Source organism: Actimicrobium sp. CCI2.3 (assembly GCF_035019065.1).
Taxonomy (GTDB): Bacteria; Pseudomonadota; Gammaproteobacteria; order Burkholderiales; family Burkholderiaceae_D; genus Actimicrobium.
The window spans coordinates 57,273-79,138 of sequence record NZ_JASJWR010000008.1 but is presented as its reverse complement, the minus strand read 5'-3'; the positions used below and the strand labels follow the sequence as shown (position 1 = coordinate 79,138).

Sequence of the window (21,866 nt, the reverse complement as noted above, 5' to 3'; positions counted from 1 at the left end):
TCTGATCCCGTTTTTCCAAAAGTGGTTTTGGCGGAGTCAGACTTTTTTTGGCTTGTATTTTTAAGGCATCGCTGTCAGCATTTTTGCTTCCACAAATTCAATGCAACGCGTTATATCTGCACTCGACGTGCATACCGTTGCGCCAAAACCGCACACACCAGGAATCGCAGCTCATGGAACAGCCTCAGCGGTAGCACGACCGCCCCCGGTGCATGGCCGCCAACGTAAGACGCTGCGCCAATATTCGCTATGAATCACCCCATAAAGCCCAGGTTCTTGATGCTGAAATTGCCAATAGCGGGAAACACGTCCGCAATTTGTGTCGCGCTCAAGCCAAACCAGCTGGCTAGCGTAGCGCCGTACTGATCAACCGAAATCTGCGGCAGCAGACTACCGGACCCAACATCGAGATCGTGTTTGAAACCGGTGACCGGAAACGTGCCGTAGATATCCATTCCGTTGACAGCGCCGCCCATGACGAAGTGGTGCGCCCCCCAGCCATGGTCGGTGCCATCGCCATTGCTGGAGAACGTCCGGCCAAAATCAGACCCCGTAAACAGCGTGACCTGATTGCGCAAGTTGACGCCTTGCAGATTACCCATTACGCCATCGAAATACGCCATCGCATGGGCAAGCCGTGCCATCAGGTCGGCCTGGGTTTTCCGTTGTCCGTCATGGGTGTCAAAGCCTCCCATGCTGACAAAAAAGACCTGCCGCTTTGCACCCAGTGCGTTGCGGCCCGCGATGGTCCGGGCGATGGTCTGGAGTTGCACTGCCAGCGGGTTGGTCGCCGGTAAACCGGTATTGGGATTGGTGTACCTGGTCGGGTCGGGAACGACACCGGGAACAGCGAACGCACTGCCAAACGTACCCTGTGCATCGATCCCGCGCTTGACGACTGTCGCGTAATCCTTCTCGAACAGATTGGTCCGTTCACCACTGATAATTGCCTGTAGCGGATTGGCGCCTGCACTGGAACCGAACAGTGGTCCCGTCAGTGAACCGATGGGTGCCGCCCCGGCGCTGGAAACCTGATATTGGATGATCGTCCGGCCAGCCAGGAAAACGTTGTTGCCGGTCACAGAGATAGCCGTAAAAACCGGCATCGCATTGGCCGCCATCATCAGGTCCCCCATTCGTCCGCCCCATCCGGAACGGGCGCCTTCCGGCATCGACGACTGCCAGAGCGACTGCTGGTCATTATGGGAAAACAACCTTGGTGGCAATTTCACGCTTTTTGCCTTGTACTGCGCCAGGGTCGTCGGCGTAATGAGCGTGCCGACGTTGGCGATGATGGCAACCCGCTTTGCATCGAATAACTCCTTGAGCGGTTGCAAGGAAGGATGTAACGCAAAGTTGCGGCCCGGTTGCACCGTGTTTGGTGTGATCGGCAGGACGCCTCCAGCGTCGCCAGCCGCCGGCAAGGCAATCGAACCAGCATCACTGGTGGTGCGAATACGCTGGTACTCGGCCCAGGATTGCGGATCGGTCGCCAGTACGGTATTGCCGTGATCGTTTCCGCCAGCCATGAAGAGGCAGATCAGCGCCTTGTAATCGGATGGCGCAGCTTGCGCAGCGGCTGCGCCGATGGTCGCGAGATTGAATGCAAATGGCGCTCCGGCACTGCCAACGATCGACAGCAGGGAGGCAGCGCGCAGGAATTCGCGGCGCGACGGGTTGGGTTTGGTGGTCATGCGGGCCTCCGGGTTATTTCTGCACAAGGTATTCGGTCGAAGCCAGTGTCAGGAACACGGCCAGCAACGCGCGATTTTTCCGGGCACGGTCGGCAGCAGCGATATCGGTTGCCGAGACCGCGACCGAACTGACCGCTGCCAGTATCTGGTTGCGTAGCACCGTCGTCATCTGGTTAGCCAACAGCAGCAAATTGACGCGATCAAGCAGTTTCTCGGGTGTGTCGGCCAGCGCGATTTCATCGACATAATTACTTTTGACATCACGATTGGCTCCGATGCCATTCGACACGACGTCACGCATCGTGTTGAGATAACCGACTATCGATGTATTGCTGACCAGTTGCATTTCGGGTGCAACCAGACCGGCATCTGCAACGACTGTATTGGGCTGCACATAGCCTGGCCGGTAAAAATTGAAGACCGATGGCGAGCGCAATGGCGACTGGCCCAGTGACGATAGCGGATCGTCCAGATTGGGAATGAGGAATCGGCCCGACGCCGAGGTCGCGCCGAATGCCCGCATCCATCCCGCCAGACGCAGGATTGGCTCACGCAACTTGCCATTGTCGGCGGCGCTCAACCGTGCATCGCTGCTGGCCTCCGGGTCGAGCAGGATGGCCCGGATCACTGCCTGCATGTCACCTCGCACCCCTTGGCCATTGTCGGCAAAAACGGCACTGATGCGGGCGACATAAGCGGGACTTGGATTGCTGACGACCAGTCGCTGGATCAGTTGCCTGCCGATGAATGGGCCGACATTGGGATGGTTAAACAGGCGGTCCAGTGCGACCTTCAGGCTGGCTTCCGGATTGGCCGCGCTCTGGGCCGGCACCGTCACGCCCAGGAAAGATTTTTCGGAGGTGGAATGGAATTGCGGATAGCTTTGCATCGGCTTCCATTCGCGATCGGGGTCCTGGGTGCCGCCACCGAAAAAGCGTGTGTTGGTCTTGTCGGCACCGGCCCAGCTCCAGCCGGTAAAGACCTTGGCCAAGCCGCTGATATCGGCACTTGAATAGGTCTCGACGGGAGCGCCATTGACCATCTTCTGGCTGCCATCCGGATTCAGTTCGACCAGCCCGATCGACATCAACTGCATGACTTCGCGCGCGTAGTTCTCATCCGGCGTGCGGGTCGCGTCTTCTTTCTGATTGTGCAACGACGTCAGGTAAATGCCCATGGCCGGATGCAGCGACACCGCTTCGAGCAGCGACCTGAAATTACCAAAGGCATTGGCTGCCAGCGTGTCGTAGAAGCCCGCCACCATGACCGGATGATCGGCAAGAAAGCTGTCTTGCAGCGAGACCACGAAGATTTGGGAAAGCGCATAAGCGACGCGCTGCCGAAGTTGATCATCACCCGTCGCTGCCTGCATCCAGAAGGATTCGAATACCTGGTTCTGTGAAAGCGTGGCACCGTTAGCCAGGGTCGAAGCGATCCGCGCCAGATAGTCCCGATGCAAGACCTGCGGCTTGAGAAACTGGCTCTCGATCCAGCTACGTGTTCCTCCGTCGACGACCTCGTTGATGCTGGTGCCGCTGGCACCGAAGGAAGCCTGCGCCAGGAAGCGCGAGGCTTGCGCTGCTGTCGGCTTGATGTCGGGTGGCGTCGGCGTTGGCGTCGAATTCCCCGATCCACCCGCATCCGGTGAAGACGAGCCGCCTCCCCCGCAGGCACTCATCAGGACCAGCAAGAGCAGCGAAATGACCGAACCAAATTTTCTGGAAAGCATATTTCACCCCGATTGAAAACGCATCAATCGATGATCGGGTAAAACGTATTTCTGGTTGCACTATTTTTTTAATTTGTGGTGTCTGCGCTGAAAAAAACGTCTCTTTCCAGGATAAAAATGACCTTTTGCAAAGTCATTTATTGAAGTGCTATTAACGAATTATTCACACGTTGGCAACGCGTCAACCCGCCTCGCGCAACGGCTCCTCCCGCCGCGCATATCGCTGCGCCAGCACCGCACACACCATGAGCTGCAACTGATGGAACAGCATCAGCGGCAGTACGACCGCCCCCAGTGCATGACCGGCAAACAGGATTTTGGCCATCGGGATACCACTAGCCAGGCTTTTTTTAGAACCGCAAAACACGATGGTGATTTCGTCTTCCTTGTTGAAGCCGAGCACGCGGCTGCCGAACGTGGCGATCAGCATGATCGCGCCCAGCAACAGCGCATCAATGAGCAGCAAACCGAGCAGCGAATGACTTGGCAATTGCTGCCACAAGCCCTGATTGACGGCTTCGCTGAAGGCGGTGTAGACCACCAGCAAGATGGCACTTTGATCGACCATCTTGAGTACCGGTTTGTGCGCATCAACCCAGCCGCCTATCCAGCGCCGGAACAATTGGCCTGCGATAAACGGCAACAGCAATTGCAAGGCAATATTGCGAATCGCATCGAACGAACCCAAGCCGCCACTGTGCGCAACGACGACCAATCCCACCAGCACCGGCGTCAAAAAAATCCCCAGCAAATTTGACGCCGATGCCGCCACTACCGCCGCCGGCACGTTGCCGCGCGCTACCGAGGTGAACGCGATCGACGATTGCACTGTTGATGGCAGCACACAGACAAACAGAATGCCCAGATACAGGTCGGGCGTCACCAGCGGTGCCACCAGTGGTTTAAGCGCCAGACCGAGCAGCGGCAACAACACGAAGGTGCAGACCAGCACCATCAGATGCAGACGCCAGTGCGTCGCGCCGGCGATCACCGCTTGCGGCGGCAGCTTGGCACCGTGCAGAAAAAACAGCAGGCAAATTGCCACGTTGGTGACGACGTTGAACACGCCCGCCGTGGTGCCATGCGCCGGCAACAGCGTGGCGGCAACCAGCGTTGCCAGCATCATCAGCATGAAATTGTCAGGCAAAAAACGCGGGCGTTTCATCATGCTCAGCTTCATCCTCAGTATCCCGCCACGCCACCGTCGGAGCGCGGATCGCTGGCCCCTTCGAGCATGCCGTCGGGATGGCGCACCAAGGCACCGGCATGGCCCATGGTTTCATCAAACGGCAGCAAGACTTCGACATCATGGCCACGCGCGGCCAATGCCTCGACCACCGCTGACGGAAAACGCTGTTCGAGTTTCAGCGTGTCGGTGCTCTGGCCCCACGTGCGACCAAGCAGCCAGCGCGGTGCGGTCACCGCAGTTTGCAGCGGCTGGCCGAACACCACATGGCGCGTGAACACCGCCGCTTGCGTTTGCGGCTGACCGTCGCCACCCATTGTTCCGTAGACCATCGTGCGGCCATCGTTGAGGCGGGCCGCGGCTGGATTGAGCGTATGAAATGGTTTCTTGCCGGGCCGCAGCGCCAGCAATTTGTCGTCATCGAGACTGAACGATGCGCCGCGATTTTGCCAGTTGATGCCGGTCGTCGGCAGCACCACGCCGCTGCCGAACTCGTGATAAATGCTCTGGATGAACGACACCGCCAGACCGGATTCGTCGATGGTGCCCATCCAGATCGTGTCGCCCGGTCCTTTGCCTGCACCCCACGGTGCCGCTTCGCCGAGATGGATCGTCGCGGCCAGGACATCGAGCCGTTCCGGTGCCAGCAGCGATTGCGGATCGACCGTCATGTAAGCCGGATCGGTGATGAACTGGTCGCGCAGACCAAAGGCGCGTTTGGTCGCTTCGACCACGAGGTGAACATGGTCGGCGCTATCGGCTTCGACTTGCGCCAGACCGGCGCGATCGAGCAGCCCGAGGATCGCCAGCGAGACCGCACCTTGCGTGGGTGGTGTCATGTTGAATACCGTGCCGGCCGAATGCGCGAGGTGCAACGGCGTCTTGCGCTGCGCGTGGCAAGCGGCCAGATCCGCGCCCGCGAGCAGCGTGCCGACCGTCTGCAAATCCGCAGCGATCGTGCTGGCCAGTTCACCGCGATAAAAACTGTCGAGCCCGTCGCGCACCAGCAATCCCAGCGTGCGCGCCATGCGCGGTTGCACAAAGCGTTGACCGGCCAGCGGCAACGCGCCGTCGATCAGAAAGGTATCGGTGAAACCCGGTTGCGCGGCCAGTTCCGGCAGCTTTGCGGCGGTCGCGTTTTGCTGGCTGAGCGTCACCGGCACGCCGTCCTGTGCATAGCCGATCGCGTCGCGCAACAGACGTGCGAGAGACATTGTTCCGCCCAGCTCGGCGGCCACGTCCAGCGCCGCTTGCCAACCGCCGATGGTGCCGGCAACCGTGTTGGCTGCCAGCGGTCCGCGAATCGGAATGGCCGACAGACCACGGCTGCGATACGCCTCGATGGTCGCGCCCAGCGCAGCCTGACCACACGCATCGATGGCAATCGGCTCGCCACCCGGTGGCAGGATGACCCAGAACGAATCGCCACCAATGCCATTCATGTGCGGATAGACCACGGCGATGGTGGCCGCAGCAGCGACCATCGCCTCGATGGCATTGCCGCCATCGCGCATCACGGCGAGAGCGGATTGCGAGGCCAGATGATGCGGGGCGACGGCGATGGCGTGGGTGGCACGGGCGGTGTTCAACATGGTGATCCTTGTTCTTGTGGTGGTAGTGGTGTTATCTCGAAACGAAAAGTATCACGTTGGCGCAGTTTTACCGGGTTCGGAACCGGCCACCCGCGCCGTAGCGCTGCGCGCCGACACGAGGTGCGCGCGCATCTGGCGCTGGGCCGTCGTCACGTCGTGGGCCAGCAGTGCTTCGATGATCACGGCATGCTCTTCATACGACGCGCTCATCCGTTCGACATTGCGAAATTGCGAGCGCCGGAACGGTGCGATCCGATGCCGCAAACCGAGCGTCATCTCGATGAGCACCGGGTTGCCGCAGCCGTGAATGATGACCTGATGCCAGGCGTGATTGAGATGGTCGTACAGGTCGACATCACCGGCGCGCATCGCGTCGCGCGACTGGGCATGCAATGCGCTCAGGTGTTCTCGTTCGGCCGCCGACAAGCGGATTGCTGCATACCGGGCACAGGCTGCTTCGAGTTCGCCGATCGCTTCAAACATGCGGTCGCGCTGCTCCGGTGTCAGTTCGGCGACGACCGAGCCGCGATTCGGACGACTCACGACCAGTCCCTGAATGGCCAGCTGCTTGAGTGCTTCGCGCACCGGCGTACGCGAGACGCCGAACAGTCCGGCCAGCATCGCTTCATCGAGTCGGGCACCGGGTGCGAAACGACCGAGCACGATGTCGTCGGCAATCTGCTTGCTGATCTCGTCGGCGCGCGCGCCGCGCAGGCGTTCGGGCCCGTTCATGCCGGCACCAGCGGATGCCAGCAGGCCAGTCGCGTTGCGCCATTGGCCAGCACCGGTGGCACTTCGCTCACGCAGCGCGCACTGGCATGCGTGCAACGCGGCGCAAAACTGCAACCCGCCGGCAGTGCCGCGAGATTGGGTGGCGCGCCGGGGATCGCAATCAACGGCTGGCCACGATGTTCGGCCGATACCGTCGAGGCCAGCAATCCGGCGCTGTACGGATGGCGCGGTGAGCGCACGATACCGGCAACCGTGTTGTCTTCGACAATGCGACCGGCATACATGACAGCGATGCGATCGGCGACTTCGACGGCGGCACCAATGTCATGCGTGACAAAAATCACGGCCATGCCGGTCTCGCGCTGCAGCTCGCGCAGCAATAGCAAAATCTGGATTTGTACGGTCGCATCCAGTGCGGTGGTCGGCTCGTCGGCCAGCAGCAATTTCGGTTTGCAGGCCAGTGCCAGTGCAATCATCGCGCGCTGGCGCATGCCGCCCGACAGCTCGTGCGGATAGGCATCGAAGCGACGCCGCGCCTGCGGAATCTGCACGCGCTCGAGCATCTGCAGGGCTTGGGCGCGAGCACTCGTCTCAGAGATTTTTTCATGCGCGCGGATCGCTTCGGTGATCTGCTGGCCGATGGTATAGACCGGATCGAAGGCCAGTCCCGGCTCCTGAAACACCATCGACACGACGCCACCGCGATACGCATCGAGCGCCCTGCCCTGCAGCGCCAGCACGTCCTGCCCATCGACATGCATGCTGCCGCTGATGCGGGTGGTGCGCGGCGAGTGCAAGCGCAGCAAGGTGCGCAGCGTGACGCTTTTGCCGGAGCCCGATTCACCCAGCAAACCGAGCACTTCGCCGGCGTGCACATCGAAGCTGACATTGTTCAAGGCGCTGGCGACGCGGTTGCCGTGAAATTGCACGCTAAGGTCTTTAACTGAAACCAGGGGCGCGCTCATGCTGCGTGCTCCAGCGCGATCGCGCTGTGGCCGGAGCGCGGATCATTCATGTGACAGGCGACTTGATGGCCGGGCAAAAAACGCGCTGGCAGCAGCGCAGGCGATTGCGCGCAGACCGCTTCGGCATGCGGACAGCGATCCCGAAAACGGCAACCCGGCGGCGGGTTGATCGGGTTCGGCGGGTCGCCGGCCAGCGGCGGTTTTTCGGTGCGGTGATCCGGGTCCATCGACGGCACGGCCGACAGCAATGCCCGCGTGTACGGATGCGCGGCCTGACCATAAATCTGCTCGACCGGACCGATCTCGACCACCTGTCCGAGGTACATCACCATCACTTCATCACACAGGTAATGCACGACATGCAGGTCATGCGAAATGAACAGATAGGTCAACTGGTGCTCGGCCTTGAGTTCCTGCAGCAGGTTCAGTACTTGCGCCTGGACCGATTTGTCGAGCGCGGCGACGGCTTCATCAAGAATGACCAGACGCGGATTGAAGGCCAGCGCACGGGCAATATTGACGCGCTGGCGCTGACCGCCGGACAACTCGTGCGGATAGCGCGAACCGAACTGGTCCGGCTCCAGACCGACCCGCGCCAGCAGAGCGCGGGCGCGCTCGGTGGCTTCGGCTGAAGTCAGCCCGTGCACTTGCGGACCGTAGGCGATAGTCTCGACAATTGTCAGGCGCGGATTGAGCGAGGCGAACGAATCCTGAAACACCATCTGCAAACTTTGCCGGAAGCTTTTCAGTTCGAGTCCGCGAAATTCACCGACGCCTTCGCCATCGAAAATCATCGTGCCGCTGTCCGGGTCCATCAGCTTGGCAATCAACCGCGCAGTGGTCGATTTGCCGCAACCGGATTCACCGACGATGCCCAGCGTCGTGCCTTTGGTGATTGAAAAGCTGACGCCGTCCACGGCATGGACGAACTGGCGTTCGCGCTCCAGTACGCCGCGACGCACCGGAAAATATTTTTTCAGATTGCGAACGATCAGCAGCGGTTGGGCGGGTCCGCCACGGTCGGGTGTAGCAGGAATCAAGGTGGTCATTTGCGAATATCCATGGCCGAGCGCACGCCATCGGCGAGCAGGTTGAAAGCAATCGACGTAATAAAAATCATCGCGCCGGGCAATGCAGCTACCAGCGGGTTCATAAAAATTGCCGAGCGTAAGGTGTTGAGCATCAGGCCCCATTCCGGCTCCGGCGGTTTCACGCCCAGACCGAGGAAGGACAAGCCCGAACCGAGGATCATGCTCACACTGAGCAGACCGGTTGCGTACACGAACACTGGTCCCAGCACATTGCCGAGCACATGCACACGGATGATCGAGAATGCCGATGCGCCGCTCATGCGCGCCGCTTCGATGTAATCAAGACGGCGCACCTGGGTCGTCACGCTTTCGGCCACCCGCACCATTTGCGGAACGAACACCAGCGTCAGGGCGATCAGACTGTTGCTCATGCCGGGGCCGAGCGCACCGGCAATCGCGACTGCCAGCAGCACCGACGGAAACGCGTAGAACACATCGAGCACGCGCATCGTGATCATGTTGGCGCGACCGCCGACATAACCGGCGAACAAGCCAATCGAGGTGCCGATCACGAACGCCGCCAGCACCGGCACCACGCCCATCAGCAGCGACAGGCGAGCGCCATACATCAGCCGTGTGAGCATGTCGCGGCCCAGTTCATCGGTGCCCAGCCAGTGTCCGGGCGAACCGACCTCCAGCAAGCGGCGCAGCATGCTGGCCTTGAACGGATCGGCCGGTGCCAGCCATGGTGCAAAGAGCGCGGCACCAATGATCAGCATTAGCACGAAGGCGCTGATCATCGCGACCGGATCGCGCCGCAACTGGCGACCGGTGACGTGCCAGAAGCTGCGGCTGGGGGCCGCTGGAATAATCTCGGGAAGAGCGGCGGGGATAATTTCAGCGAGGTTCATTTAAGCGCGTCCCATCCGTGGATCGATCAGTGGTTGCAGGATATCGACCAGCAAATTGAGGGCGACAAAGAACAGGCACAGCACGAGTATCGTGCCTTGCAATAGCGGGATGTCGCGCTGGAAGATGGCTGTGTTGAGCAGGAAGCCAGTGCCGGGCCAGGCGAAGACGGTTTCGACCAGGATCGATCCGCCCATCAGGTAACCGAGCTGCAAGCCCGCGACCGCAAGGACGGTCGGTGCGGTGTTCTTGGCGACATGGCGGAAGATCGCGGTGTTACGCAATCCTCTTGCACGCAATGCAATGACGAACTCCTGTTCCAGCATGTCGGCCACCAGCGCCCGCACGGTGCGGGTGATGATGCCCAGCGGGATCACCGACAAGGTCAGTGCCGGCAAGACCAGATAGCGCATGTGTTCGAGGTCCCACAGCCATTCGGCCGAGCCACCCGGACCAGCACCCATCGCCGGGAACCAGGCCAGCTTGGTCGAGAAAATAATCGTCAGCACCAGCCCCAGCCAGTAGTGCGGAACGCTTACGCCGATGACGGACAACACGGTGGCGATACGGTCGATCCAGCCGCCATGCCAGTAGCCGGCCAGCGCACCGAGAATACAACCGGCCAGCACACCGGCCAGTCCGGCGACACCTGCCAGCAGCAGCGTATTGCTGACCGCACTCAGGACTTCGGTGACGACTTCGCGTCCCGAGGCAATCGACTTGCCGAGGTCGCCCTGGACGGCGCGCAGCAGCCACTTGCCGTACTGGATCGGGATCGGTTGATCCAGCCCGTAAGCCGCTTTCAAGGCAGTGATCACTTCGGCCGGTGCATCGGCCGGGGCGATGGCATTGAGCGGATCGCCAGGGGCCAGATAGACCAGCATGAACGACACCAGCGTGACGCTCAGTACGATCGGAATGGTGTAAAGCAAACGTTTGAGAATGTAGGAAAACATGGGAACTTTCAGCAGGACAGCATCATTCGCAGGGAGCCAGGATGTGCATCCCGGCTCCCTGCGCGGACTACATCTTCAACGTCGTCAAATCCTGGAACCAATGCTGCGCCTGGATGAAACCCTTGACCTTCGGTGACAGCGCATGCGGATTGACATCATGGACAACCCACAGCATCAACGCTTCATCAACCATGGTCTGGTGCACTTGCGCCAGCAAGCCGTCTTGTACTTTCGGGTCGAAGCTGGTCTTGATCTGATCGATCAGCGCATCGACTTTCGGATTGTTGTAGCCGCCCCAGTTGACGCCGTTCGGTGCGATGGCACGGCTATCGACAAAGCGCGTGATGCCATAAAACGGATCGGATGTGACGTAACCAAGATTGATCGCGCTGATGCCTTTGCCGGCATTCATGTCGGCTTTGATGCCACTGCGCCAGTGCAGGTACAAGGTCTCCAGTTCGACCACTTCAAATTCAAGCTGGATGCCGACTTCGGCCAGGCTTTGCTGGATGTATTCATTCATCGGCAAGGACAGCATCTGACCCGTGCCGCCCTGGGCGATGATGACCTTGGCTTTGAGTGGTTTGGCCTGGCTGTAACCGGCTTGCGCCATCAGCGCACGGGCCGCAGCGATGTCGTAAGTCAGCTTGAAGGTCGGCTTGCCGAACCACGGACTGGTGGTGTCGACCTGACCTTTGGCTGGAATGGCCAGGCCGTTCATCAGCTTGACGATACCGTCGCGGTCGATGGCAAGGTTGGCTGCCTTGCGCACACGAATATCGGCCCATGGCGAACCGGGCTGGGTACTGAAGTGATACGGCCAGACATGCGGCGTGATGTTCGTCACCAGCTTGAAGCCGGCGCTCTTGAGCTGCGGCACGACATCCGGTGGTGGTGATTCGATCAGATCGACCTGACCGCTGAGCAGCGCGTTCGAGCGCGTCAGCGCATCGGGAATCGGGATCAGCACGATGCGATCCGTTTGGGCCATCCGGTTCTTGTCCCAGTAGCCAGCATTCTTGATCAGATCGGCGCGCTCGCGCGGCACCAGTTTGTCGAGCTTGAACGGGCCGGTGCCGGATGGTTGCGAAGCAAATTTGTTCCAGTCGCGACCGAGCTTTTCCCATTGTGCCGGGCTGGAAATCAGGAACCACGGCAACTGGTACGGGAACAGCGCATCGACGGTCTTGGTCGTGATCTCGACGGTATATTCGTCAACCTTTGCATAGGTCGCAATCGACGGAATGCGGGGTCGCACCTGTGCGCTTTGCTTGGCATCGAATTGCGGTGATTTGTCGTTGAGGACCTTGTCGAGATTCCAGATCACGGCGTCGGCCTTGAACTCGGAACCATCATGAAACAGGGCACCCTTGCGCAAGGTGAAGGTCCATTTCTTGTTGTCTTTCGGATCGACTTTCCAGCTGCTGGCGAGGCCGGCGATCAGCTTGCCCGGGCGGGTGCCGATGTTCGATTCCCATGCCACCAGCGGATCGTAAATCGTGTGGCCGGTGAACTGGTATGCACCAGCACCGCGATCGGGCTGGCCGGTTGTCAGCGGAATATCAGCCATCGATATGCCGTAGCGCGCGACCGTTTCAGCAAAGGCGCTGGCGTGCAATGCCAAGGCAAACGGTACGGCAACCAGGCAGCGGGAAAATAACTTGGGCAACGTGGACAGATGGTGCATGCAAATCTCCAGAAAGTGGACAGGACCGACCTCCTATTGCATGCAACGTGCCAGCTCTTGCTTTTTTACATTGTTTTTTTCAAGCACTTGTTTTTACACGGCTAACTGGACGTTGTTCTTGGCATCGGATCAAGGAGCTTCATTTACCGCATCCTGATGCAGGAACAATGGCACCCGAGTGCACCAACGAAAGGCGAGTGCATGGTGCAACACAGCCAGAATGGGGCTGTCTGGTCGCGCATTTTTAACCCGACTTACTTCCTGGCGGCAATGCATTGTTCTTCGCCAGGCTGGGACCATGTGTTGTTCGAGCTGGCGATGCCCGGTGCCGCCAGCCGTTGTCCGACCTCCAGTCCGTAACGTGCTGCGGCGCCGGCGCAGAGTTCGAGGCAACCGTAAGCGGTCGGCTCGACGGCCATCCCGAAGGGTCGCACGCGCGGGTAAATGGCGACCACCGTACCGGTCAGATCGATGAAGACGACATCAATGGCAAAGCGCATGAAAGCCGTATGGATATTGTTGCAGGGGACCAGCAACAAGGCACTGTCATAAGCCAGACGACGTTTGCCAAGCAGACCCACCAGACGCTGCAAGAACGTACTCGCGACGGTAACGCGCAAACCGGGTATGCCGGCAATGTCGATGATGTTCATTCTGGAAGCGAGATCGAGTAACTGTAATTTTGATAGGCGCTCTGGAATCCCGTGATCAAGTCGAGCAGGCCGCTGTCCGGGCCAATCATGCTGACACCGAGTGCCAGCATCAGCGCGGCGCACACCAGCAGGTATTCGACCATCGACTGGCCCGACGGTCGGCGGCCCGTATGCATTTTCATGGAGATCTCTGTAGGGTCATTGTGGTGTTCAACACGATCGAAGTCTGGTCGCCGCTTCGGCTGATGACGGCCATCGCGTCCTTGCCCGGCGACTTGAAAACCAGCGTGCGGGCATCGGCAAGCTGCGACGGCAGACTGCGCTGCACCGTGGCATCAACGCCGATCTCGCGTTCCAACTGGAATCCATCGGCCGTCATCAGGCGCAGCAATGCATCCCGATTGACGGACTCGGCGTGGCGATTGAGGATCACCATGTGGCGCGCCTGCCGGCCATTTTCCTGCGAGGTCATCTGACTGCTGAGGATGGAACCAGCCGGCAGACGGTCGAGCCAGCGCGCAGTCGTGTCCTGCCCTTGCGCGTGGTCCCTGGCCATTGCCGCAAAGTCGGTCACTGCGACGACACCTTTACTGCCGCTGCCGGCGGCTTCGATTTGCACCGTCACATAAAACCCACCCTCGGCGCGGCCAAGTATCTGCTTGCCCGACGCCGTACTTTCAACCAGCGGTTGACCGAGCGAGCGCCGGAATGCTTCGATCAATTCGGCAGGACGACGCGGTGAAATGAATCCTTTCAGGCGCATCGGCAAGTCGTTGACGGTCAGTTGATCCGCGATAGGGAAGGTGTCGAGACCGGCGGGTAATACCGGACTTGGCCATGGCGTTGCAGCGAACACGCTGGCACTGGCACAGCGCCAGACCAGCACCAGAAGCAGATAGCTACGCGCAAGGTTCGTCATCATTTACTCGGCCGGTCTCAGGCGATCCTGCGGGACGACATCGCGCCACTTTTGCAGGTTGCCGAATTCGGGTGGAGTGACTTTGAACATGTCGACATAGTTCACACCCAGGTCAATGATCGGTGAAAGGGCCGACAGCGCGCCCGGGACAGGTGCCAGCTTGCCAAACCGGTTTTCGGTTTCTTGCGGTGACGGCGAACTCCAAGGCTCGAACAGCAAACTGGTATGGCGCTGCATCGACAGGTCGATCGTATCGAAGGGAACAATGCTCTTGATGCCTGCTGGCAGGTTGGCTAATTTTACGGAGACATTGGCGGTATAAATACCGGGAGCCTGCAAGCCCATCGTGCCGGAATTTGCCAATGGCACGCGATTAAATGGTGTGCTATCGAATGCGGTGCTGAAGCCATCGGCATGCGTGCTGCCGCCGTTGCCGAAAGTCAGACTGACATCGCTGAAGCGCTCAATCAACGGATTGTTGTACGGGTCCCGCCAGGCCAGATTGCGGTTGGCATCAACGTCCCCTGCGACATCATTGGTCTTGATCGGCGCACTGCTGTTGCTGAAAAACCGCCGCCGTATTTCATCGGCCAGTTGCGCTTCCGGTTTCCAGCCATCGACGCTTTGAATGTCATTGCGCGTGGTCGCATCGAAGGCTGCATAGCGACTCGCCATTTGGGTCGCGTGGCGGATATCCTGGTATTTGCCGATCAGCGGAAAGAGCAGAAAGAGCGGGACCAGCGCGACGGAAAGGACGAGGAATTCAACGACAGATTGACCGCGCTGCGAGATGGTTGCCGAATGCGTGGGGCGGTTCATGGAGGTGACACCTTTTGCATGAGTCGTACCTGCCAGTAAGGATTAAACAGGCTGCCGATTTCACGCCTGTCGGGACTGCCAGTTTTTGCAGCGTACTGGTTGTCATTGCCTTGTGACGGATCATTCGGAACCGTCAATGGGCGCTCGAAAAACACTTCGCCTCCTGCTACGGCGGTCATCACGCCATCGGCAAAATTGTTCTGGAAATTGTTCAGGCGCGGGGTGCTGGCGATGGCTGACGTTCCGGCAGACGTCCGTGTGCCAGCTGCGCTGCGGGTCAGGCGTACACGAAATTGCATGACCGGATTCCTGGTGGGATCAAGATCAGACAGATCGTAAAAGGAAGGTAAACCGGTGTAGGCAGTCCACGCCGATGAGGAAGCAGCGCCACTCGCGCGCGGGTTGGTTCCGGGAGACCCTCCGAGCTGTGCACCGGATTCATCCTGATCCATTTCAGAAGGGCGGGCCTGTTGTTCACCATAACCAATCGGATGCTCGGTTAAATTACATCTCGTATTGAGCAACCCGCCTCCATTCGTAAATCGCCAGGAGGATTCCGTATCTTCCGCTTTCCATTCATCCAGATTAATCAGTTCAGTGCCGCCGCGCCTCTTGACGGAGTTCTTCTTGTTTCTCCACACACATTTCCATTCGTGAGGAGGTGAGACCAGGGCCTCCGAAGTCCAGTTTCGCTCACGAACAAAATCATCCGAGTAGGCAGCAAGCTTGGCGACTTCAGCAAACCGTAACCGCGCCGCATCGGCATACTGTGTCGTAAAGCCGTTGAGCACATCTGTCGCTGCGGGGCTGGCTCCCGAAGGTAAGCCAGTGAATGCGGCAACAGTCACTGCACCATCGCCCGCATAGTTACGATCAGCGACTTCCTGCATCACGCGCAGGCTGGCATTCTGCAAATAGGCCGGCGCATGCAACAGTGCTTGAGAAGACAGAATTGCTCTTTTGCTGGCTTCGACGGGAATGATCACAGCAGCCGCGCCCGTCGTCACAGTCCGACCTGCGAGATCGATTGCGCCAACACCGAAGCTCGTTGTCGCAAAACAGAAAATGCCGTAAAGCAGGTCATAGTTGTAGAGAGCGGCAGGGATCGCAATTACGGGATTGCGGCAATCAGGAAACTCCCTCGTCAGATTGTCCGCATGCGTCGACACATACTGCCCCCACGAAGACAAACTCACCATTTGCGCCACCAGCACCTCATTGGCTACCAGCGCCCGATTACTGTATGCATCGAAATTCAACGCCCTCGCCTGCATCACGCCCGCGCTATAAGCGACTGCGTCGGCGGTGTTGACGAGCTTGGTTTTTTCGCTGCTTAGCTGGCCGGTATTGAACAGAAAAAATAGCGCCGTCAGTCCGCCCATCAGGACAAAAATGCCGTAGATCAGCGCTTGTCCGCGCTGGAACTGACTGCCTCGATGCATGAATGCTCCGGCCTGCTGTTGTTGATGGAATGGGAAGTGAAATGGTTACCAAAACAAAAAGACTCTGCTTTTTTGTAACCAGTTTTGTCATCGTAGCGAAGCCCGGCAGTGCCGCAAAAAAAGTGCGTTGGGAGAGGCGATATTTTTGAAGTCGGCCAACCATCGACCGATTCAGTTGTAGAAATGCAAACCCACAGTGCGTGCTGTGTGTTCGTGCTTCGTGCTTCGTGAGTTTAGTCCGTCAACTGCTGCAGCAAATACAGCTTCTGGTAAATCCCGTCCTCAATCGCCATCAGCTCGTCGTGCGTGCCCTGCTCGTCGATGCGGCCATGGTTGAGCACGATGATGCGGTCGGCATCGCGGATGGTCGACAATCGGTGGGCAATCGCGATCAGCGTGACACTGCCGCGCAACTCGTCGAGCGCGGCTTGCACCACTTGCTCGGTTTCGCTGTCGATATGCGAGGTAGCTTCGTCCAGAAACAGGATGCGCGGCTGGCCCGCCAGCGCGCGCGCGACGGCGATCAGTTGCTTCTGCCCGGTCGACAGACGCGCCCCGCCTTCACCGAGCGACGTGTCGTAACCCGCTTCGAGGGCGAGGATGAAATCGTGTGCCTTGGCAGCGCGGGCTGCGGTTTCGATCTCGGCCTGACTGTAGCCGCGACCCATGTCGATGTTTTCACGCGCGCTGGCAGCCAGCAGAAATGGCTCTTGCGGGACCAGCCCGACGTCAGCCCGGAATGCCTCGTCGCCGATTGCCCCCAATGGAATCCGGTCGATGGCGATGCTGCCCTTTTGCGCGGTATAAAAACGCAGCAGCAAACTGAGCAGTGTCGATTTGCCGCTGCCGGTGTGACCTACCACGCCATAAAACGCACCGGCCGGCACATCCAGAGTGAGATCGTGCAGCACGTCCTGACCCGGCACATAGCCAAAACGCACGTTGCGAATCGAGACCGCTCCGGCACTGATGCGCTCATTGCTCTTGCTCGCGACAACCTTGTGTTCATTGAGTAGCGTATTGACCCGCGCGGCTGCCACGACCGATTGCTGCAACTGGCTGAACTGCAGCGTGATCTGGATCAGCGGATCGACCACGCGGGCGATGTAACTGACGAACGCATACAGCACGCCGACTTCGAGCCCGCTGAACTGGCGCTGGCCAAAACTGTAAATCACGCCGACCAGCAACAACACATTGAGCAGGTCCAGCGCCGGACGCAGCAGCCACGCATTGGCCCGCAGTTCGGCCACGCGGGCGTGATATTGCAATTGATTGGTGGCGCGGAATCGGTCACCAAAACGCAGCGCCGCATTGCTTGCTTGCAGCACCGGCATGCCGCCGATTGACTCGGCCACCTGCGCATTGATTTCGCTGCGCAGTTCGCGTGCACGCATCACGGCTGGCGCGCTGCTGCGCTGGTAAAACCAGACAATCACGATCACCGCCGGGAACAGCATCAGCACCACCAGCATCAGTCGCCAGTCGAGCCAGGCCATTGCCAGCATCGCGCCGGTCAGCACGATGCTGCTGTCAAGGATCACGAACAGCACCTGGATGTACAGGTTCTTGACGGCCTCGGTATCGTTGGTCACGCGGCTGACCAGCTGGCCGGTAATGGCCTTGTCGAAAAACGCCATCGGCAGGCGCAGCACATGACCATAGACCGATTCGCGCAAGCGTCGCACCGACCGCATCGCCAGTCCCGACAAGCGCGTCAGCTGGAAATAACGGACGACGCTGGCGACCCAGCCGGTGACCAGAATGCCGACCAGCAGCGCAATCATGCGCGGCCAGTCCAGCTGATGCGGCAGCAAGTGATTGTCGATCAGCGACTTGCCCAGCAGCGGGCCGATCACTTCGAGGCCGGCGGCCAGCACCAGCCAGGCGGTACCGATGAACAGGTGACGCCGGTCCGGCGCGGCCGAGGTGCGCAACAGCGCAATGGCTTGACGGGTTTCAGAGCGCATCGAGACTGGCCTCCAGTTGCTGGTAACGCCATTGACTGGCGTACCAGCCATCGCCATCGAGCAATTGCTGATGGCTGCCGCGTTCGGTGATGCGACCTTCGCGCAGGACCACAATCTGGTCGGCGTCGGCCACGGCACTGAGCCGGTGGCTGGCGATGATCACGGTGCGGCCGTTGCGGGCAACCCGCAAGTGTTGCAGGATGCTCGCTTCGGTGCCGGTGTCGACGGCCGACAAGGCATCGTCGAGCAGCAACAGCGGACTGTCGGCCAGCAGCGCACGGGCGATCGCGACCCGTTGGCGCTGGCCGCCGGACAGGGTCACGCCGCGCTCGCCCACAGCGGTTTCGTAACCTTGCGCGAAACGCAGGATATCGTCATGCACAGCTGCCAGCCCCGCAGCGTGTTCGACTTCGGCACGGCTGGCATCGGGGCGCGCCAGTGCGATGTTGTCGGCAATTGATGAGGAAAACAAAAACGATTCCTGCGGTACCCAGCTAATTGCATTGCGCAGGGTTTCGAGCGCATACGCATCCAGCGCCTGCGCGCCCCACACCACGTTGCCATGCAGCGGCCGGAACTGGCGCAGCAAGATGCGCAGCAGGGTTGACTTGCCGGCACCGGTCGGGCCGACCAGACCGAGCGTCTGGCCAGGTTCGAGTTGCAGCGAAATATCCTGCAAGGCCAGCGCGCCTTGTCCCGGATAGGAAAAGTCGATCTTGTCGAGTGTCAGCAAACCGGGTTCGAAACGGGTCACCGCGCCGTTGTCGTCGACCGACAGCGGCAAGGCCAGTATCGGCGCGAGCCGCTCCCAGCCGGCCCGACCGCGCTCGATCAGCGACAAGACCCAGCCGGCGGCAAACATCGGCCAGATCAGCTGGCCCAGATACATCGAGAAGCTGGTCAGTCCACCGATGGTCAGTGCGTTATTCCACACCAGATAACCGCCCAGCGACAGCGTCAGCACGCCGGCGGTCGACAAGGTGATACCGACCGCCGGTTCGTAGGCGGCTTCCCAGCGTTGCGCGCGCAGATTGGCGGCCGCGGCGTGTTCGGCCAGTTCGGCAAAATGCACTGCGCTGCGCTGCTCCAGCCCGAGCGCACGCAAGGTGCGCACGCCGGCCAGGGTTTCCTGCACGTGGTCATTGAGATCACTGAAGCGTTTGAGGGAATCGGTCGAGGCGAGGTGGATCTGATTCGAGATGCGCCAGAACGCAAACGCCATGAACGGAAATGGCACCAGTGCAATGAGCGTCAGACGCCAGTCGACGCCGATCAGCATCATCGCCAGCACCATCAGCAACGTCAGCGAGCCATCGAAACCGGCCAGCATCGCTTCGCCGGCAGCCATCTCGACGGCATCGATATCATTGGTGGCCAGCGCCATCAGGTCGCCGGTACGCTGCTTCTGGTAAAACGCCGGCCCTTGCAGCGCCAGCCGGGCATACAGCCGGGTGCGCAGTTCAACACCGAACTGATAAGCCGCCTTGAACAATTGCAGCCGCCAGCCGACCCGCAGAAAGTAAATCGCCACACCGATCGCCACCAGTACCGCCAGTTCCTGCAGCAACGCCGCGCCACCCAACTGCCCGGCGACCAGCGCATCGATGATATGACCGACCTTGCGCGGCACCCAGACCGTCAGCAGCGCCACCGCAGCCAGCATCGCACCGGCGGCGATATACGACTGCCAGTGGCTGCGCACGAAGGTGCCGATGAGTCGGGACAAGGTCATTCGAACTGCCTTTGCAAGGGATGGCTGGAAAGTGGATACGGCGGGCCGGCGGATCGCGTCGGGGGGCGCATTTTACCGCATGTTGGTGGATCGGATTGACGGCTGATTGGCGGCTGATAGACGGCGGCCTCTCTGCGGAAAGGGGTCCAACACAATGGCAACCAACCCGTAGCGATTCCTACGCAAGGATCAGACGCCGGTACAAAAGTGCTTATGAAGAACCCGGAATCTCGCCGCGAGTGTTGTGTGATGGACTAACCCGGCTATCCCGACAGTCAGGTAAATCGTAGCGTCGCAATCCTGCCAGCACCATCCAGATCAATGACTTGTTGAGTAGAGAACCGCATTTTTCCTACACGTCACCGCTGACGTGCGTAAAAAATGCGATTTTCTATGCACGTCATATTGGACATGCGTAGAAAATTGGGTTTTCTACACATGTCCAGCTCGAGGATTTGTTCACGCATCCCTATACAAAGATCGACTTTGTGCAGCGGGATTTACAGGCTTCACGGACGACGGCCACCAAGTATCTGGAGGCACTGACAGCCGACGGATTCCTGCAAAAGAAGACCATCGGACGTGGCAACTTATTACGTCAATACGGGGTTAAGTACTATTCTTGCGAGCGGTGTCAGGTGACTAGCCGCATCATTTTTCTTAAAGAAATTCACAAATAACCAGTTGCTGCGTACCGGCTGCGACGCTACGCCTCGGCAACCCCGCCCCGGCACGCCTGCGACCTGCGGCGACCCTGCTGGAAAATCAGGCTGAAGTGATGTCCGACTGCTCCTGATGCCATCTGCCAGCAACTGTTCATTACCGAAGCGGTAATCGCTTTTGTAGCGCGCCATCAACGGCCGTGAGAAGCGGTCGAGCGCCTGGTCATAACCGGCGCGGGCAGAGGGCGTGTGGGTAATCGTCGCGGAAATCGGCAGGATGTATGGTGCCGGCACGGCGTTATCGCGGCGCAGGATGTCATTGACGAGGAAACGTGAAATCCGGCATTTAAAACCAATGAAATTATTCATATTTCGTTTACAACGAATATATTTCTTGTAAATTACCACGCCAAACAAATAAAACGTTTATTTTTAACCTCGCTCTTGCTCCCATACAAGCACCATCCAGCTCATCGCGCCAAAAACTGCAAGTCGCCATACCAGGCCGTCGCCTGTTCACCGGTATTGTCGGTATCCGTCGCCAGCGCCACGACGACCACGTCCGGTGCTTCTTCGCCATAGGCCGCGAGAAAATCTGCCGCCACGTCGCGTGTTTCAGTGACCCACTGACCGGCCTTGTCGCTTCCACTTTCAACGACCAGCATACGGGCGCGGTCGGTGTAGGTATTGTTTTGCCAGGTGCCGATCGGCTGGCGGTTATCCCACAGGTAGTTGATGGCGGCAGTCGGGATTTTCATGCCGTACAGGGCTTCGCCGATTTTCAGTTTGGCGCGGGTGGCGAAAGAGAGTTTCTCGACCGGGTAGTCGAACAGCACGTAGATCCGACCGGCGTAATCATCGCCGGATTTTTTGGTCATATCGGCACCCTTGACCGGTGCTGCGATCTTCCAGCGCCAGCGTAAGAGCGGCGTTTTTTTCAGATCGATCCGTACCGTGTGCGCCATGATCGACATCGATTGCACCGACTCGGCCTTGAGTACGGTCTGTCCGTCGTCACGCACCAGCGTGTAAATGGTGTCCGGCACTTTGGCCGCCGGCTTGATCACACTCCAGCCGGTTACCGCTGCGCCGGGTTGCATCTGCGAGAACGCTGGAATATCCACTGCCTGCACGCCAGCGGAGACCAGCAGCAACAGCAGACTGCAGGAGATTTTTTTCATCAGGAAA

Annotated in this window: 20 protein-coding genes and 1 pseudogene; 1 reads left to right on the top strand and 20 read right to left on the bottom strand. The window is 59.5% G+C overall.

Features of this window, described 5'->3' with window-relative positions; translation table 11 throughout:
- Positions 1-110: 110 nt before the first annotated feature.
- The 18 genes and pseudogenes from QN370_RS06640 to QN370_RS06555 all read right to left on the bottom strand — a co-directional run.
- Positions 111-206 (bottom strand): annotated as a pseudogene (locus QN370_RS06640) (bile acid:sodium symporter); the annotation flags it as partial.
- A 48-nt stretch (positions 207-254) separates the two neighbouring features.
- On the bottom strand, positions 255-1,694 hold the full coding sequence (locus QN370_RS06635) for a DUF1501 domain-containing protein (RefSeq protein WP_322127677.1): 1,440 nt from the start codon (positions 1,692-1,694) through the stop codon (positions 255-257).
- 13 nt (positions 1,695-1,707) lie between these two features.
- Entirely contained in the window at positions 1,708-3,423 is a 1,716-nt protein-coding gene (locus QN370_RS06630) for a DUF1800 domain-containing protein (RefSeq protein WP_322127678.1), read from the bottom strand.
- Between the two features lie 181 nt (positions 3,424-3,604).
- Positions 3,605-4,588, bottom strand: a complete 984-nt coding sequence (locus QN370_RS06625; protein WP_322129145.1) for a bile acid:sodium symporter family protein — start codon at positions 4,586-4,588, stop codon at positions 3,605-3,607.
- Positions 4,589-4,605: 17 nt separating this feature from the next.
- A complete protein-coding gene (locus QN370_RS06620) occupies positions 4,606-6,201 on the bottom strand; it encodes a gamma-glutamyltransferase family protein (protein WP_322127679.1) in 1,596 nt (531 codons plus the stop codon).
- A gap of 51 nt (positions 6,202-6,252) precedes the next feature.
- Entirely contained in the window at positions 6,253-6,933 is a 681-nt protein-coding gene (locus QN370_RS06615) for a GntR family transcriptional regulator (protein ID WP_322127680.1), read from the bottom strand.
- Positions 6,930-7,898 (bottom strand): ABC transporter ATP-binding protein, encoded by a 969-nt coding sequence (locus QN370_RS06610; protein WP_322127681.1) that lies wholly within the window; start codon positions 7,896-7,898, stop codon positions 6,930-6,932. Before QN370_RS06610 ends, QN370_RS06615 begins: the two co-directional genes overlap by 4 nt.
- On the bottom strand, positions 7,895-8,947 hold the full coding sequence (locus QN370_RS06605) for an oligopeptide/dipeptide ABC transporter ATP-binding protein (RefSeq protein WP_322127682.1): 1,053 nt from the start codon (positions 8,945-8,947) through the stop codon (positions 7,895-7,897). Before QN370_RS06605 ends, QN370_RS06610 begins: the two co-directional genes overlap by 4 nt.
- Positions 8,944-9,840 (bottom strand): ABC transporter permease, encoded by an 897-nt coding sequence (locus QN370_RS06600; RefSeq protein WP_322127683.1) that lies wholly within the window; start codon positions 9,838-9,840, stop codon positions 8,944-8,946. The genes QN370_RS06605 and QN370_RS06600 overlap by 4 nt, the downstream gene beginning before the upstream one ends.
- Positions 9,841-10,794 (bottom strand): ABC transporter permease, encoded by a 954-nt coding sequence (locus QN370_RS06595; protein ID WP_322127684.1) that lies wholly within the window; start codon positions 10,792-10,794, stop codon positions 9,841-9,843.
- Positions 10,795-10,861: 67 nt separating this feature from the next.
- The gene (locus QN370_RS06590) at positions 10,862-12,481 is read right to left on the bottom strand and encodes an ABC transporter substrate-binding protein (RefSeq protein WP_322127685.1); all 1,620 of its coding nucleotides are present in this window, start codon (positions 12,479-12,481) and stop codon (positions 10,862-10,864) included.
- A gap of 254 nt (positions 12,482-12,735) precedes the next feature.
- The gene (locus QN370_RS06585; RefSeq protein WP_322127686.1) at positions 12,736-13,134 is read right to left on the bottom strand and encodes a DUF192 domain-containing protein; all 399 of its coding nucleotides are present in this window, start codon (positions 13,132-13,134) and stop codon (positions 12,736-12,738) included.
- Positions 13,131-13,316, bottom strand: a complete 186-nt coding sequence (locus QN370_RS06580) for a hypothetical protein (protein ID WP_322127687.1) — start codon at positions 13,314-13,316, stop codon at positions 13,131-13,133. The genes QN370_RS06585 and QN370_RS06580 overlap by 4 nt, the downstream gene beginning before the upstream one ends.
- Positions 13,313-14,056, bottom strand: coding sequence for a hypothetical protein (locus QN370_RS06575; protein ID WP_322127688.1), 744 nt, complete (start codon positions 14,054-14,056; stop codon positions 13,313-13,315). The genes QN370_RS06580 and QN370_RS06575 overlap by 4 nt, the downstream gene beginning before the upstream one ends.
- Positions 14,057-14,872, bottom strand: a complete 816-nt coding sequence (locus QN370_RS06570; RefSeq protein WP_322127689.1) for a hypothetical protein — start codon at positions 14,870-14,872, stop codon at positions 14,057-14,059.
- A complete protein-coding gene (locus tag QN370_RS06565; protein WP_322127690.1) occupies positions 14,869-16,314 on the bottom strand; it encodes a pilus assembly protein TadG-related protein in 1,446 nt (481 codons plus the stop codon). The genes QN370_RS06570 and QN370_RS06565 overlap by 4 nt, the downstream gene beginning before the upstream one ends.
- Before the next feature lie 233 nt (positions 16,315-16,547).
- The gene (locus QN370_RS06560; RefSeq protein WP_322127691.1) at positions 16,548-18,284 is read right to left on the bottom strand and encodes an ABC transporter ATP-binding protein; all 1,737 of its coding nucleotides are present in this window, start codon (positions 18,282-18,284) and stop codon (positions 16,548-16,550) included.
- A complete protein-coding gene (locus QN370_RS06555; RefSeq protein WP_322127692.1) occupies positions 18,274-20,016 on the bottom strand; it encodes an ABC transporter transmembrane domain-containing protein in 1,743 nt (580 codons plus the stop codon). Before QN370_RS06555 ends, QN370_RS06560 begins: the two co-directional genes overlap by 11 nt.
- Positions 20,017-20,504: 488 nt before the next feature.
- Between QN370_RS06555 and QN370_RS06550 the strand changes: the two genes are divergently transcribed.
- Positions 20,505-20,696: a hypothetical protein gene (locus QN370_RS06550; protein WP_323581692.1), complete on the top strand. Its 192-nt coding sequence runs from the start codon at positions 20,505-20,507 to the stop codon at positions 20,694-20,696.
- Here the strand turns inward: QN370_RS06550 and QN370_RS06545 are convergent.
- Together QN370_RS06545 and QN370_RS06540 are read right to left on the bottom strand one after the other, a co-directional pair.
- Entirely contained in the window at positions 20,610-21,095 is a 486-nt protein-coding gene (locus QN370_RS06545; protein WP_323581694.1) for a hypothetical protein, read from the bottom strand. The genes QN370_RS06550 and QN370_RS06545 overlap by 87 nt on opposite strands.
- A gap of 53 nt (positions 21,096-21,148) precedes the next feature.
- Entirely contained in the window at positions 21,149-21,859 is a 711-nt protein-coding gene (locus QN370_RS06540) for a DUF3047 domain-containing protein (protein ID WP_322127694.1), read from the bottom strand.
- Positions 21,860-21,866: the final 7 nt, after the last annotated feature.